The 15106-nt window shown below is 35.0% G+C and carries 13 protein-coding genes; all 13 read right to left on the bottom strand.

Translation table 11 applies throughout. The annotated features are described in order from the left end of the window. Window positions 1-2 precede the first annotated feature (2 nt). Complete coding sequence (locus tag HNS38_RS01090; protein WP_172345846.1) at window positions 3-2327, bottom strand: TonB-dependent receptor; 2325 nt, start codon at window positions 2325-2327, stop codon at window positions 3-5. A 196-nt stretch (window positions 2328-2523) separates the two neighbouring features. Beyond that, a complete protein-coding gene (locus HNS38_RS01085) occupies window positions 2524-3399 on the bottom strand; it encodes a sulfate/molybdate ABC transporter ATP-binding protein (protein ID WP_172277701.1) in 876 nt (291 codons plus the stop codon). Between the two features lie 19 nt (window positions 3400-3418). Beyond that, on the bottom strand, window positions 3419-4093 hold the full coding sequence (modB, locus tag HNS38_RS01080) for a molybdate ABC transporter permease subunit (protein WP_172277699.1): 675 nt from the start codon (window positions 4091-4093) through the stop codon (window positions 3419-3421). After that, the gene (locus HNS38_RS01075; protein ID WP_172277697.1) at window positions 4090-4494 is read right to left on the bottom strand and encodes a molybdopterin-binding protein; all 405 of its coding nucleotides are present in this window, start codon (window positions 4492-4494) and stop codon (window positions 4090-4092) included. Before HNS38_RS01075 ends, modB begins: the two co-directional genes overlap by 4 nt. A 57-nt stretch (window positions 4495-4551) precedes the next feature. Beyond that, window positions 4552-5424: a molybdate ABC transporter substrate-binding protein gene (gene modA / locus HNS38_RS01070; protein ID WP_172277695.1), complete on the bottom strand. Its 873-nt coding sequence runs from the start codon at window positions 5422-5424 to the stop codon at window positions 4552-4554. After that, window positions 5424-5765 carry a LysR family transcriptional regulator gene (locus tag HNS38_RS01065; RefSeq protein WP_216663608.1) on the bottom strand — a complete coding sequence of 114 codons (342 nt, stop codon included), beginning with the start codon at window positions 5763-5765 and terminating at the stop codon, window positions 5424-5426. The genes modA and HNS38_RS01065 overlap by 1 nt, the downstream gene beginning before the upstream one ends. Window positions 5766-5921: 156 nt before the next feature. After that, window positions 5922-8426, bottom strand: coding sequence for a PAS domain S-box protein (locus HNS38_RS01060; RefSeq protein ID WP_172345845.1), 2505 nt, complete (start codon window positions 8424-8426; stop codon window positions 5922-5924). A 157-nt stretch (window positions 8427-8583) separates the two neighbouring features. Further along, on the bottom strand, window positions 8584-9264 hold the full coding sequence (locus HNS38_RS01055; protein WP_172277691.1) for a hypothetical protein: 681 nt from the start codon (window positions 9262-9264) through the stop codon (window positions 8584-8586). Between the two features lie 119 nt (window positions 9265-9383). Next, window positions 9384-10550 carry a galactokinase gene (gene galK, locus HNS38_RS01050; RefSeq protein WP_172277689.1) on the bottom strand — a complete coding sequence of 389 codons (1167 nt, stop codon included), beginning with the start codon at window positions 10548-10550 and terminating at the stop codon, window positions 9384-9386. Between the two features lie 10 nt (window positions 10551-10560). After that, window positions 10561-12426: a hypothetical protein gene (locus tag HNS38_RS01045; protein WP_172277687.1), complete on the bottom strand. Its 1866-nt coding sequence runs from the start codon at window positions 12424-12426 to the stop codon at window positions 10561-10563. Between the two features lies 1 nt (window position 12427). After that, window positions 12428-12862, bottom strand: a complete 435-nt coding sequence (locus tag HNS38_RS01040; protein WP_172277685.1) for a nucleoside deaminase — start codon at window positions 12860-12862, stop codon at window positions 12428-12430. A gap of 273 nt (window positions 12863-13135) precedes the next feature. After that, window positions 13136-13270, bottom strand: a complete 135-nt coding sequence (locus HNS38_RS20645; RefSeq protein WP_256367521.1) for a hypothetical protein — start codon at window positions 13268-13270, stop codon at window positions 13136-13138. Window positions 13271-13786: 516 nt separating this feature from the next. Next, window positions 13787-15106 carry a metallophosphoesterase gene (locus HNS38_RS01035; RefSeq protein WP_172277683.1) on the bottom strand — a complete coding sequence of 440 codons (1320 nt, stop codon included), beginning with the start codon at window positions 15104-15106 and terminating at the stop codon, window positions 13787-13789.

Below are 15106 nucleotides of genomic sequence, written 5' to 3'. Positions count from 1 at the left end.
TCTTAAAATTTGAAATTAAAGGTCAATGCTGGAATAATACTAAAGAGATAAGTCTGTTCTGCATAGGTCACATTGGGATCATTTTCATCTTGAATAAAGTTGATTGACCAAGTATTATGTCGAGCATAGGCATTATAAACAGAAAGGTTAATATCCCAATCAAACTTGGAACCTTCCTTTTGCTTCTTCCTCCATGTGGCAGAAACATCTAGACGGTGATAATCTCGCATTCTATAGGCATTTCTATCAGAATAAATAGGGACTATTGTATTTCCATAATGGGCTCTTCCGGTTGGAAATGTTGCTGGTTGTCCGGTGGCATAAACCCAATTGGCTGATAAATCCAATCTCTCGTTAAGCCCATAACTCATTACAATAGAAACATCATGGGGTTTATCATAAGGAGCGGGATATACATTTCCTCTATTAATATCTTCAAATCTACGCTCAGTCTTGCTATAGGTATAACTTATCCAACCCGTTAACTTACCTACATTTTTTCTGATGAGAAATTCAATTCCATAACTCCAGGCTTTCCCAAATCTCAGTTCACCTTCCAGTTGCTCGTTTAATAAGACTTCAGCAAAGTCTTTAAAATCGATGGCATTTTTCATGTTTTTATAATAAACCTCCACGCTGGTTTCAACTGCATTTTCATTGAAATTTCTAAAATACCCCAATGCCACTTGATCAGCAATTTGAGGTTTCACATTAGGTGAAGCAGGAAACCAAATATCCAAAGGAGTTCCGGCTGTGGAATTTTGTGCCAATTGCATAGATTGACGAGTACGGGAATAATTGACTTTTATACTGGAATAATCGTTGAGCAAATAAGAAATTCCGAAGCGTGGTTCTAAACCCATATAGGTATTAAATATTTCTCCTTTAGGATAAACTGTAGAATCGATTTTATCATAATTATCATCAAAATTATAAATAGTTCCAGGACCAATATTCTGAAAAACAGAGAGTCTCAATCCATATTTCAACTGTATTCTCTCGCCAATCTTCTGTTCATTAGAGATATAGAATGCATAATCCAGCGCATAATTCTTGGGTTGAACAAATTCAGTAAACAAAGCCTCCTCACCCAATCCTTTAGCACTACCAGGTTCAAAAATATGATAGGTGCCTTCTAAGCCAAATTTTACAGTATTTTGAGGATTCAAGAAATAGGTAAAATCTCCTCTTACCCCATAATCTGTCATTCTACTTTTCCAATCGAAAGCATTGGGGTTGCCTTCTGGAGTTCCCAAATTATAATTATACACACTATTGGTGAAAGTGAAATTAAAGAAGAGTTTATCACTAAATAAATGATTCCAACGTATGGTGGAAGTTCTATTTCCGAAATATAATTTTGCAAAATCGTTGGCGAATTTATCCTGACCCATATAGAAAGAAAGATATAATCGATTCTTCTTATTGAAGGTATGATTCACCTTAGCATTTAAATCATAAAAGTTAAGGATATTGTTTTTAAGGTCTTCATTAGAGCTGAGTCTAAGAAAAAGGTCCGCATAGGTTCTTCGTCCAGAAACTAGGAAAGTAGTCTTGTCTTTCACTATAGGCCCTTCTATAGTCAATCGACTCGAAATACTACCAATTCCACCAGTGACAGATATTTTCTTACTATTACCATCTCGCATTCTCACATCTAAAAGGGATGATAGTCTCCCACCATGTGCAGCTGGAATATCGCCTTTATAGATTTTCACATCTTTAATAGCATCATTATTAAACACCGAGAAAAAGCCCATTAAGTGAGAGGCATTATAAACGGTAGCTTCATCCAATAGAATAAGGTTTTGATCAGGAGAACCTCCTCTCACACTAAATCCTGAGGATCCTTCGGATGTGCTTTGAACACCAGGAAGCAATTGTATCACTTTCACCAAATCCACTTCTCCCATAAAGGCAGGGATTTTTTTAATGGTTTTGGATTGGAGCTTCACATTGCTCATTTCGTTGCTTTTGACATTGCGATCTATTCTTTCACCTGTTACTTCCACTTCTTGCAAATCGGAAGAGGATTCTGCTAATTCAAAAGTAAAGTAATGGTCTTTATCTAAAACTACTTTCTGAAGAATGGCTTCAAAACCCAGATAATTGATTTCTATCTCGTAATCGTCTTTATCAAGACTCAAAGAAAAATAACCATATTCATTGGTCACCGTTCCTGTTTTTAGGCCTTTAATAAATATAGTGGCTCCTATTAGTTCTTCACCATTGGCAGCATCTTTCACTTTACCACTGATGGTAAATTTTTGAGCAGAAAGCTGAAATGCCATTAATAGAATACCAAGGAGGATCAAATACTTTCTCATGCGTTATTTTTTTATAAGCTTTTTATTTCCATATCCCTATGACGCGCAAAGTTATCATTTGAGACAAAAACAAATTTAAAATGTTTGTTAATTACAGGATTAATAACAGAAGAAAAACACAAGTGTTGCATTTAGGAGCAGTTTTTTGAAAAAAAATAACACTCAAGGTTGATATGATACGGAAACAAAAGAGAATCTAAGTGATTTTTCGTAGTATGGGGTTGAAAGCTTTTGAGGCTACAATTACCTTATCGCCAACTTTCATGGTAGAAATCTCATTTTCTTCGGCAACGATTTTTACGAAATTGGCACCTATAAGAACCGTGACAATATAAATGATTTCTTCTTTGGCTATTTGAACAATCTCACCAGAAAATTGGAACTTCCCGCTGATTTGTTTACTAGAGAATACATCGATAGGTTTTCCCTGTTTTGCAATTTTACCTTGCTCAAGGATAAAAATCTTATCTGCCATTTTTATCACCTCTCCCACTTCATGACTAATGAGGAGGGTTGTTAAATGATACTTTCGATGAACTTTAAGGATATAATCTTGCAATTTAGTTCGCATTTTAGCGTCGAGAGCTGAGAGGGGTTCATCGAGAAGGAGTATTTCGGGTTTTCTGACCAAAGCTCTGGCTAAGGCTACTCTTTGCTTCTGACCTCCAGAAAGCTTATCAGGATGACGAAGTTGTAAATCACCCAACTCCATAAAATCAATAAGCTCCTCAACAATATTCTTATCCTGACCTTTTTCCAATGCAAAGCTTAAGTTATCTTTAACTGTCATATTAGGAAACAGGGCATAGTCTTGAAAAACAAAACCAATTCTTCTTTGTTGTGGCTTCAAACAAAGTCCCTTATCTTCATTTAACCAAATAGCATCATTAACTTTGATCAAACCACTATCAGCTTCCATCAACCCCGCCAACATCCTAAGAATAGATGTTTTTCCAGCTCCAGATTCCCCATATATGGTTACTAGTTGACCTTTCTCTATTTCCATATCCACATTTATTTGGAGAAAGCCATTAGCTGCATTGAGCTGTTTTTGCAGGTTTATTTTTATCATTTCTCTTTCTTTGCAACTATTATTGGATAAATCTCTTTAGGTAACCGCCATTCACCAAATAAACCATCAGGAGAATACAAAAAGTGATAGCAAATAATATCAAGGAATAGGAATTGGCCGCGACATAATTTAAGGCTTCTACCTCATCGTAAATGGCAATAGACGCTACTTTAGTCTTCCCTGGGATATTTCCTCCAATCATTAACACTACACCAAATTCTCCAATAGTATGGGCAAATGCCAAAACAATTCCTGTTAGTAATGAGGTTTTAATATTAGGTAATAATACTTTAAAAAGGGTTGTCATTTTCGATTTCCCAAGCACATAACTAGCCTCTGAAATTGAGGAGGGTAAACTTGAAAATCCTGCCTGAATAGGATGAATCATAAACGGCAAACTATAGATAATGGAAGCAATTACCAAGCCTTGGAATGAGAAAATCAATCGCAAACCTAAATATTCATCTAGCCAAGAACCAAAAGAATTTGAAGGGCTAAAAGCCACTAACAAATAAAAACCCAAAACCGTAGGGGGTAATACCAATGGCATACTAACAAGTGTTTCAATAACCGGCTTGATACGCGACTTGGTATAAGCCAACCAATAGGACAGCGGTATGGATATCACCAATAGTAATAATGTGGTGACCAAGGCCAGTTCAAATGTCAATATTAAAGGTTGCCAATCTATCATTCTGATAACATGATTTCGGTGGTTTGTATCATGGCACAAATGGAAGTACCTTTTACTAATTGGAGTTTCTCAGCGGAGTCAGTGGTTAAAAATGAAGAGATATTTCCTATAGCGGTTTTAATAACGACCTTAGATAAAATCACACCTTTCTCAAAATCCAAAACTACTCCATCCACTTTGTTTTGAATGCTATTATCCTCCTGATTCCCTTTGCCAATAATAACTTCAGTTTCTTTAAAAACCACTTGAATGGGATTTCCTATCTTTAAGTAAGAAGCTGTTTCTGGAGTTTCAATAATCACCGTACAAAAGCAAACCTCTCCTAAATCAACTTTGACCTGAGAGATATTTCCATGGGTTTTTATTTTTGATATTTTTCCTCTTAAATTATTCATTTTCAATGAGGGAATGATTTAATACGTGAATGATTTAATAGTTTGAATCTCATTTATCATAAGTTAATCCTTTGCTTTCAACACTATTTTTGTTAATTCTGTAGCCTCCTCTAATAATACAGCGAGCTTGTCTTTCTCACTTGACAATTTTGATTCTTGAATTATTCCTAACCAATCCTGAGCTACACTCACCTGATAACCAAACCCTTCCAATATCAAAGCTGCTCTATCTGAGAAAAGAAATTCATAAAATTCCTTAGCCTCTGCATGCATTTCATTTTGCTTAATGATAACCGCTCCTTGTGTAATAGGTGAATATAGTGAGTCCTCCACATCTATCCATTGACCTTGATCCTTACCATGCATTGACAACACCACAGATTTTGCAGTGAAACCCATTTCTGCAGATTTAGACAGAATAAACTGATTGCATTGGGCAACACTTTCTCCATAAACTAGCTTAGATTCTAAATCTTTGTATAAATTCAAATTCATTAAAACCTCTTTGGCAGCCGTTCCATATGGTGCCGTTTTGGGATTTGCTATTGCAATATGATTTATTTGCACCTTTTGTAACAACTCAATTGAGGGTAAAACACCTTCTTTCATCGACCATAATACTAATTTGCCATATGCATAAATCTCGGGGTTAGAGGTGGTGAATCCTGCATCAAATAAATCTTGAGGATATTTCATATTGGCCGAGACAAATATATGATAGGGAGCTCCCTCTTTTATCTGTGCGTTGAGTTTTCCGGAAGAACTGGTCATCATTTGACATTCTATACCCGTCTGCTCTTTAAACTCCTTGATGATCTCTTTCATGGCAAACTGCATATTGGCAGCAACCGCAATATTTAATTTCGACTCCTCCGATTTTTGACAGGAAGTAAAAAACAAAATACTAATGAATAATAGGAGTCTGAATTTCTTCATTAGATATTAAATTCTTGAGTTTGTGTAGCGATAAAAGCTTCAATCTTCTTTTGCAGCTCGTAATACTTTCTGATGGCTTCTTTTCCGGTTTCTGTAACAACTGCTCCTCCACCTTTTTTTCCTCCTAACCGCTTTTCCACTAAAGGATGTTCCGATAGTTTATTCATATCTTCTACCAATTGCCAAGCCTTACGATAGGACATTTCTATGGCTGCTGCACCTTTGGTGATAGAACCATGCTCTAAAATATTTTCTAATAATAGGACACGGCCTAAACCCAAATATGGCTTTTCCCCTTTATCAATCCAATATCTAAAACGTGTATTTATCATTTTGCTCACATCACTATGTTTTTGAATGCATAGTGCAAATATAGCTTTTTTTGGAAATGATAAATAATAATATTTTTCTATGAAGCTTATTATACAAACTGATAAAATGATCTTAGCGTTAAAATCAATAAAAATGCACATTTCCTATTGGCATTAATCATTGCATCATGAAGGAACATATGGAATATTGAAATAAAAAGTAGATCCTTTGTTTTTCTCACTCTCTAACCAAATTTCACCACCTAATAATTCTACATAGGCTTTTGTAATGGCTAAACCTAAGCCAGCACCTTGCTGATTATTAGTATCAGATAGATCGGCTTGGATAAATCTTTCAAAAACAGCTTTAATCCGATCCTGAGGAATTCCAATACCTGTATCTTTAACATAGAACTCAATAAATGCACCTTTTTTCTGACAACCAAATTCAATCTTCCCTGAATCGGTATATTTTACAGCATTCTTAACAAGGTTTGTTAAAATGGCAAACACTTTTTCCCTATCTGTTATTATTATGGTTTCTTCTGTTGCAAGGCTCAGGGAATAGGACAGTTCTATATTTTTTTTACTGGCCTCTGGAGTAAAGAATGTATATATGTACTCCATTTGTTTTTTAATACTTGAAGGAGCCAAATTTAACTCCATTAGACCAGATTCTAATTTTGAAATATCAACAATATCATTGATGATATTCAACATCCTGGCTCCACTTCTCTCTATAACCCGAATATACTCTTGTTGTTCTTCCCCTGTGAGATCTGGCTCTTTCAGCAAACCTGCGAACCCAAGGATACCATTCATAGGCGTTCTAATTTCATGACTCATATTGGCCAAAAATGCTGATTTCAGATGGTCGCTCTTCTCGGCATCTTCTTTTGCAATTCGCAATTGATTTTCTATATTTTTCTGCTCCGTGATATCTCTAAACTCAACAACACGAACAGTTCTACCCTTATAAGGAATCATCCTAGCCTCTAGGCGCAGGGGATAAATATCTCCATTTTTTCTTAAACCATTAACTTCATATGATGTTTCAATCTCAGCCAGAATATTCGACATGACCTTTCCCCTATCCTCCTCTGCAATCAAGAGAAGTCCATCCATCCCTATTAATTCTTCTATGGGGAAACCTGAGATAGTAGAAAGTCCATTATTACATTCCAATATGACTCCCTTATCATGAATAGTAATACCTCCAAAAGATGCATTATGTAGAGCTTTAAAACGTATTTCACTTTCCTCTAGATTATTAAAAGCTTGAAGGAGACTTTTATTTTGAGCTCTATATTCTTTATTTAATGATGCATATTCCTCATATTGTTTTTTCAATCGCCTTTCATCCTCTACTTTATCTGAAATATCTTCAACGGTGGACCATATATATTTTCGCCCTTCTTTCTCAATAATCCTTCCACTCAAGCGGACAGGAATGAGAGCGCCTGATTTATGAATATACTCTTTCTCGTATGGCCCATAAACTCCTTTCTTATCTAAACGCTCTAATTGTTCTTGTTCATTTGCTTCATATTTCTTAGGAGTGATATCCCAGTAGGACAGCTTTAAAGTCTCCTCAATTGAATATCCAATAATTTGAGCATAAGCAGCGTTAATTTCTTTTAACGAACCATCTAGAGAGGTAAGAGCTAGGCCTACAGGGACGGAACTAAATAACATATTGATATAGGCTCTATCTTCCTCCGCTTTCTGCTTAGCATTTCTTAAATTCTCATTTTGAGATTTATTTTTTTCATATAAAGTAGCGTATTCTTGGTTTTGATTCTTTAGGTATATCTCATTCTTTTCAAGAATTTTCTGAGCTTGATTTCGTAATTTATTCTCCCTAGAAACCTTGTATAAACTATGAGTAAGGCCTATGGCCATAATAATGATTAAAGCAAACAAGAGTATCATCAACCAACTATATTCTGAAGGATTAATCATTTCAATTCTTAAACTCATTCCATTTGGAATAGATTTCAATCTAATATCATGAGAGTCGCCTAATCCTTCGAAATCTGCATCTTGAACAAATGCTAGGATATGATCATTCTCATCTAAAATACTTACACGTATTTTTTTTGATAGATTTTCTGGAATACTATTTTCTAATATTTTATCACAAGAATAAACCCCCGCTAATAAACCGAGAAACCGATCATTACTAAAAACAGGAGTCCAAACCTGAATAGTACGAGGAGATAAAATAGACTCAAAAGGTAAAGTATAAACTGCTCGCCTTTCTTCCTTGGCTAATCGAGAGGCTCTCATTGGTTCAGAAATATTAACCGGCATTCCAATAATATGGTCTTTTCCTTCTAATGGTGCTATGTCCTCGATAACAAAATTACTATCTGCTTTAACGATAATTATAAACTCAGGATGCACCTTAATATACTCTACAATACTTTGATGGAATTCGTCTTTCGAAAGTTCATGGCTAGCACTTCTCTCAGCCAAAAGATTGATATAATCTAGATTTCCTTTGAGCATGATATCTACAGATTGAGCTATCATCTCAGCAATCTCAATAGTATTTTGCTTTTGTTTTTGCTCTTCATTTTCAAAGGCAACATAAAGAATCAGGCTGAATACAATAGAAAAAGCCAATACAAATAGTAATGGTGTATATATATGATTTGAAAATCGGTTCTTCAAATTTGTGCCCTTCATCAACTTAGTGTTTTTAGCCTCCCCAAATTCAACTAAATACAAATGTATTTTATGCTCCCTAAAAGTGAAAAAGCTCTCCTATTACAACAAATATACATGTTATTCACAAAGAAAACAAACCCATTTAGAGCATACTTAATTTCGTAAAAGCTGAAATTTAATTATGGATTTCTAATAACCAATCACCGGGATCAGTAATTTCAAACTCTAAGATAACTTGATATTCTTCTGACTTTAATTTATTCATAGTCATATAATTAACGAGTATCCTCACTGGAAATTCTATAAAATCATATCCTATAGAATGACCCAGGTTCGATTCGATGCCATTTGATGTGCTCATGGAAAAGTTCGTAATAGTTGTATTTCTCATCCCATTCTGCATAAAATTGATCAAGACCCTATTTTTTGTTCCACCAGTCTTCTTAAATGAATAACGATCGATACTTACCTTATGAATCACTTTTGGTGGAATGGGTTTTGCCCCCATATATTTATCATCATCCCATAGGCCGTCAATAATACTATCTGTTGCCCCTAACTTCAGAGTAAGTTTACCGGCTCCGCTTCGTTTACCTTCCTTCCAGTTTCCAGTATAAATATCCCCATTGGCCCAATTATAGGTGCCACGGCCATGAGGATAACCTTTTGAGAATTTTCCAGTATAACTATCTATTCCTATAGCTGTACCTTTACCATTTGCCAATCCTTTTTTACATTTTCCGGTGTATATGCTATCAATTTCGGATACTAGAACTTTGCAATTCTTTTGTGCTGATAAAAAAAAAGGTGAGGTAATAAAAATCGAAATAATGATAGAATAAAGAACATGTTTCATGATATGAGTTTTATATTACTGTCTGATAATGAATCCTGTAAAGATAGTATATTTCAGTATTTAGGCCTATCAAATTTAGAAATATTTATCTCTATATATCCTAAACCAAAATAGATAGATTAAAACACTTCTCTAGCTCCATCACTAAGATGAACTTCGTAAAAATCTGGTTTTTTTGAAAACTGTTTTTCATAAGCCATGTCTACTATTTCCTTAAACTCCGAAACAAAAGATTTTTTAATGAGGTTGAGGGTACAGCCCCCAAATCCACCGCCCATCATTCGGCTACCGAGAATTTGGTTTAATGGCCGTGTTAGGTCAACGAGAAAATCGAGCTCTGGGCAACTTACTTCGTATAATTTAGAAAGTCCATCGTGAGTTTGATAGAGTAATTGACCAAGGGTTTTGAGATCATGATTAGCCAAGGCTTGGGTGGCTTGTCCAACTCTAGCGATCTCCTCCACCATATACTTAGAACGCTTATAACTTACAGGGTCTGGTTTGTCTTCATGCGCTTCTATCATTTCTAAACTCACCTTGCGAAGGGCAGTAATATTGGAGTCGAAAGTTTTAAAATACTGGACTCCTCTTTCGCATTCTTCTCGTCGGAGATTATACTCGGAGGAGGCCAAACTATGCTTCACATTGGTATTGATTAAAAGCAGCTCATAGTCATGAAGTTCAAGTGGAAAGTATTGGTGAGTATTATCGCGACAATCGAGTTTAAAAACCTGGTTTTTCTTGCCAAAAACACTGGCATATTGATCCATGATTCCACACATCACTCCTGCATATTCATGCTCTGCTTTTTGTGCCAACTTCACTAAATCGATATCGCTTAATTGCAAATTGGATAAAACATTCACAGCCTTAGCCAAGCCACATTCCAAAGCTGCTGAAGAAGAAAGGCCTGCACCTACCGGAATATTACCCCCAAAAACCATATCGAAGCCAGAATCAAGCTTTCCTATTTTTTCAAATTGCGCCAAAACACCTATTAAATATTGAGCCCATAGTTTTATGTCTTGACCCAATTCCAAACAATTGACCTCCTCCAATTCATGAAAATCCATGGAATAGAAACGAAAGCAATTCAAATCGTTCTTGGCCACTGCAAAAGCAATATGTTTATCTATAGCTGCTGGTAGTACAAAACCATCATTATAATCGGTATGTTCTCCTATAATATTTATTCTCCCAGGAGCTAGAAATAGTCTTGGGGTATTTTGATAAAGCGCTTCAAATTTTGCTTCGATATGCTTTAATAATGAGCTTTCTTGTTTCATATGATACTGCTTATTCTTTGTATTCTAAGTAAAGGGACTCTTGCAATTCAATTTGCACCATTTTAAAATCTACACTTTCCAAAATATATGGACGCTGATCAACATTCCAAATATAGACAACAATTTTAGAAATACCCTTGGGCAATTGATGTAAATACAAACTCCCAGTCATTTCATTTTTATCTTTTTTCCAGTTTCCTCTATTCCAGTCTAATGCTATTGATTCATATTCTAATAATTTATTATCCAAATCTCTAAGCTCTGCCACAATGCGCCCTATAAAAGGGGATTCCTCAGTAGTTAATTTTACTTTTAAATTAATTTTCAAACTGCTTTCATCGATATTCTCAAAGCTTCCTCGATAAATATTATAAAAGGCATTCTCTATTTGTCCTTTATTAGATATACTTTTCTCTGCAATTAAACTAGCTTCAAGCTTAGCTTTCCTTTTGAGTAGTGATAAATTAGATATAGGCTCTGTACCTAATAGATCATAATACGTGAGCCACTCCTCATGCTTGCTCAAATCTACAATCTGAAAATCAGAAATTAATTCGGGATAATGAGAGGACTGTATTTGATTTAGCAGCCCACCATGACTATAATTCTGATAGGCAAAGCATAGGGTTCTTATCTGATAAGCCCCAATACTTGGGTTTTCACCAATTATATTTTTGCCTTCAAGAATTGCATCATAGAAACGTTGAGGAATAAGCTCCTTTCTCCAAAAAGAAGAATGGCTGATATTTAAACTCATCAAAAAATGAATTGGGAAAAACAAAAAAGGCAACATCAGCAAAAACCTCACATAATGATTCATTCTTTCCCATACTGAATCCCATAGAAAAATCAAACTTCCCATAAAAAATGGAAAGAAATACAAACCCGTTCTATCTTCTGGGAAATTCACTTGCAATAAATAGGACATGATCATCACTGCTGCAAAATTCCCAACGAGGAGATATAAAAAGATAAACTCTACTTTCCAGAGCTCTTTCAAACTCGGACTTTTGAAAATTCGATATAAAAATAAGATTATAATAGCTAAACTAAAGAAAGCGATAATCACTTCAGCCATCCAACTTTCTTGGCCAAGGATTAGCTTCACCAATGAACGAACCGTAAGCTCCCAAAAACCATCTAAAGTACCATAATACAAAAGCCCTTTTGCTTTGAACTGGAGTAATAGTTTTCCAGCCAATATTAATGGGATAATCCCTGAAACTAATATGATAATAATCGCTTTTATGGAATGATGGAGTTGGTTTTCTTTATAATTTAAAATAATATGAAACCCCAAAATACTTGAGATGAGGATACCTGTGTTTACAAGGGTTAGATTAGCGGAAATGGCAAGACTGATAAATAAAGTACTAAAAATATAATACTTAAGTTCACCTTTTTTAAATACCTGAAAAACATAATAAATAGAGGCAAAAAGCAAAGCCATGGACATTCCATACCCTCTGGATAAAGCAAAATATTCTATAAAATTATGAGCAAATATAAAAGTGATGAAAAAGGTCCATTTCAAAACAGGATTCCTTAATAGATTGGAGATTCTGTATACAAAGAAGAAAAAAACGGGGAAAAATATAAGATTAGAAAGCCGCAAGGAAAACTCTGAGGAACCAAAAAAGGAATAGCTAAAATAGCTTAATAGTGAATTCAGCAGATGATTATTGGCATCCCAATGAGCATGAGGAGGAAGAAACACACCTTTCTGAACATAATAAAAAAAGGTGGCCACTTCATCATGAACCAATGGAACCATAAAGGCTCGAATAGCAAGGTATAAAGATACCAATAAGAAAATGGAAATAGAGGTTAATTCCGTTTTCTTGAGACTCCCAAAACCTTTGAACCCTTTATCCATTCTATCTTTTTTTGCTGAAAAATTCTGTCATCAATTGTCCACACTCCAATTCCATCACACCTCCTATCACTTCTGTTTTGGGATGAAGAATGGATTCTTGATACTTAGAAAAACCTTTCTTTTGGTCATAGGCGCCAAAAACCACTTTCCCCATTTGTGCCCAAGCGGAACCTCCAGCACACATCACACATGGTTCCAAGGTTACATAGAGGCTACACTCATTTAAATACTTCCCACCCAAAGTATTTGCCGCAGCAGTGATGGCTTGCATCTCGGCATGGGCAGTGACATCGTTTAGAGTTTCGGTAAGGTTATGGGCTTTTGCAATCACTCGGTCTCTGAAGACAATGATAGCACCAACAGGCACTTCATCCTTATCAAAAGCCAATTGGGCTTGTTGAAAAGCCATTTTCATATAATATTCATCGGTGAACATAAAATCGGAATTTTTACAAATGTCGGAAAAAGCATGAGAAGATAAAATTATAAAAGATAAAAAGCCTAGTTAGAGTTTAATTCCTATTAGCAATAGGAATTATAATACACTAAAAAAGGCCAAGAAAAAATTCCAGGCCTTACTTCATCGCATTTCGAAATAAATAATGTATGTCATTCTCTCGATAATTCTGAGGATTAAATCTTGGTAGATTTAATTATAATATGGTTTATTGCTCGTTTAATAATTATGGTTGGCATGAAGTGTTTGGTATTAAATAATGCCGTAGTTTCTGGAGAGAAGTAAAGCCATTGTTCCTACCATACTTGCTCCAACTATCCATAATTTCGCTATTACCACTGTGCTTATTATAGCCCAAACTCGATTACTAATTGCTAACGTTTTCATATCACCTCCTTTGTTTGTTTGTACTGCAAATATCTGAATTACTATCCTTTAAAAAACTGGAGGTCTCACCATTACTATGGCATATTAGACTTAGGTGTAATTACTGATAAACTTCATAGGCAGAGATAGAGGGGTTATAAAAATCACAAAACAGGATAAAACGGATTAATATCACACACAAACAATACTAAAGTCATTAAAAAAAGCCCGAAATTTTCATTCCGAGCTTTTAAGAGGTACCAAACTAATGATTCACCACATATTTGGTATTATATATTGAGTTTACAGAACTCCAAAGTAGTTAAATGTTAATAAAATGAGTGTAACGAATACAGTATAAATTGCGAACCAGAATTTTTCGTTTTCTAAAATTAAATTTTTCATAATATCCTCCTATTTATATTATTAATTACTGATACAAAGATAAGATTGGATTTAGTATGATAGACTAGGTCATCTCACCAGTTCCATCATTAAAGAACCTAGGTATAATTACTTATGATAAGAAACCAAAGATTAAGCTATTTCAACCAAAGTGATTTCCGGCTTGATTCCAACACGGCCTGGGAAGCCGATGGCACCAATTCCTCGGTTTACATTTAGATAGATTTCTGATTCCTTATTCTGATAAATTCCTGCCCAATGCTTATAAACATATTGTGCCGGACTCCATCTAAAAAGGCTCGATTCTATTCCAAATTGAAAGCCATGGGTATGTCCACTGAAAGTAATATCTATAGGCGTTTCTGAATGAATTACTATCTCGCTCCAATGGGTAGGATCGTGACTAAGGAGTAAATTGAGCTCCGCATTAGGGTTACTTTTAATGGCTTCATCCAAATCTCCTATGCGAGGAAATCGAGGATTCTTACTCCAATTCTCCACACCTATCACATTAAGAACACTACCTTGAATCTCCAAAGTTTCACTTTCATTTCTCAAAAGCTTCCAATCCATATTCTCGTAAAACTCCAATAAATCTGACCAGTTTTTTTCTTCTTCCGCTTGATCAGCCCATTTATGATAATGACCGTAATCATGATTTCCTAAAGAAGCATAAACACCTAATTTTGCTTTCATTTTGCTCAATTCCTCTTGAAATGGAAAAGCTTCAGCAGTTTGAGAATTCACCAAATCTCCTGTGAAGAAAATCAAATCTGCTTGTAAGCCATTAATATATTTAACAGCCTCCTCTAAAGGCGTTTTACTCACCCAAGTTCCCAAATGGAAATCAGAAATCTGCACAATTCTTAATCCTTTTAAGGCTTGTGAAGCTCTAGAGACTTTCAGTTGATGACGCCATATCTTGAAATTATAATTCCCATGAATCATACCAAATCCCATGGTTCCAAGAGCAATACCACCAAGTGATAATCCTGTATTAACTATGAACTTTCTTCTTGTAACTTCATTCCCTTTTATATTATCTGTTCTGTTTACATTCTGCTTTTTAAAAAGCATCTCTATCCACTTCACTATATCAGAAATAAACAGGAAAACAATGGGCAAAAGAAGGGAAACTATATAGGTAAATAATCCACCAATGAAGTATACCTTCAAAAAAGGAGGCCAATCGTCTAAACTATACTTGAGGAGGGCAATACTAGAAATACCCACCAATGCCATTGGCAACCAAAATAAAAAAACAAAAATGGTTTTCAAAATAGGAACTTGTTTTCTTACCCTCACATTAATCGCAGACCAAACATAGATACTTAATAATAGTAATATTGAAAAGTTAAGGAAAGGCTCCGCTAAAGCAGGCAGAAAAAACCAGAGCAAGGCAAAGATGATGATGATCCCTAAAATAAATAAGAGTGTGTTTCTTAGTTTCAA

This window comes from Lentimicrobium sp. L6, from assembly GCF_013166655.1.
In the GTDB taxonomy this organism is placed as follows: domain Bacteria; phylum Bacteroidota; class Bacteroidia; order Bacteroidales; family UBA12170; genus UBA12170.
This window is presented reverse-complemented; position numbering and strand designations above follow the sequence as displayed.

What these genes read in the sequence shown, in the direction of transcription:
- HNS38_RS01090 (WP_172345846.1), bottom strand. Translation starts at nt 2,327, where the DNA reads ATGAGAAAGTATTTGATCCTCCTTGGTATTCTATTAATGGCATTTCAG.
- HNS38_RS01085 (WP_172277701.1), bottom strand. Translation starts at nt 3,399, where the DNA reads ATGATAAAAATAAACCTGCAAAAACAGCTCAATGCAGCTAATGGCTTT.
- modB (WP_172277699.1), bottom strand. Translation starts at nt 4,093, where the DNA reads ATGATAGATTGGCAACCTTTAATATTGACATTTGAACTGGCCTTGGTC.
- modA (WP_172277695.1), bottom strand. Translation starts at nt 5,424, where the DNA reads ATGAAGAAATTCAGACTCCTATTATTCATTAGTATTTTGTTTTTTACT.
- HNS38_RS01060 (WP_172345845.1), bottom strand. Translation starts at nt 8,426, where the DNA reads ATGAAGGGCACAAATTTGAAGAACCGATTTTCAAATCATATATATACA.
- HNS38_RS01055 (WP_172277691.1), bottom strand. Translation starts at nt 9,264, where the DNA reads ATGAAACATGTTCTTTATTCTATCATTATTTCGATTTTTATTACCTCA.
- galK (WP_172277689.1), bottom strand. Translation starts at nt 10,550, where the DNA reads ATGAAACAAGAAAGCTCATTATTAAAGCATATCGAAGCAAAATTTGAA.
- HNS38_RS01045 (WP_172277687.1), bottom strand. Translation starts at nt 12,426, where the DNA reads ATGGATAAAGGGTTCAAAGGTTTTGGGAGTCTCAAGAAAACGGAATTA.
- HNS38_RS01040 (WP_172277685.1), bottom strand. Translation starts at nt 12,862, where the DNA reads ATGTTCACCGATGAATATTATATGAAAATGGCTTTTCAACAAGCCCAA.
- HNS38_RS20645 (WP_256367521.1), bottom strand. Translation starts at nt 13,270, where the DNA reads ATGAAAACGTTAGCAATTAGTAATCGAGTTTGGGCTATAATAAGCACA.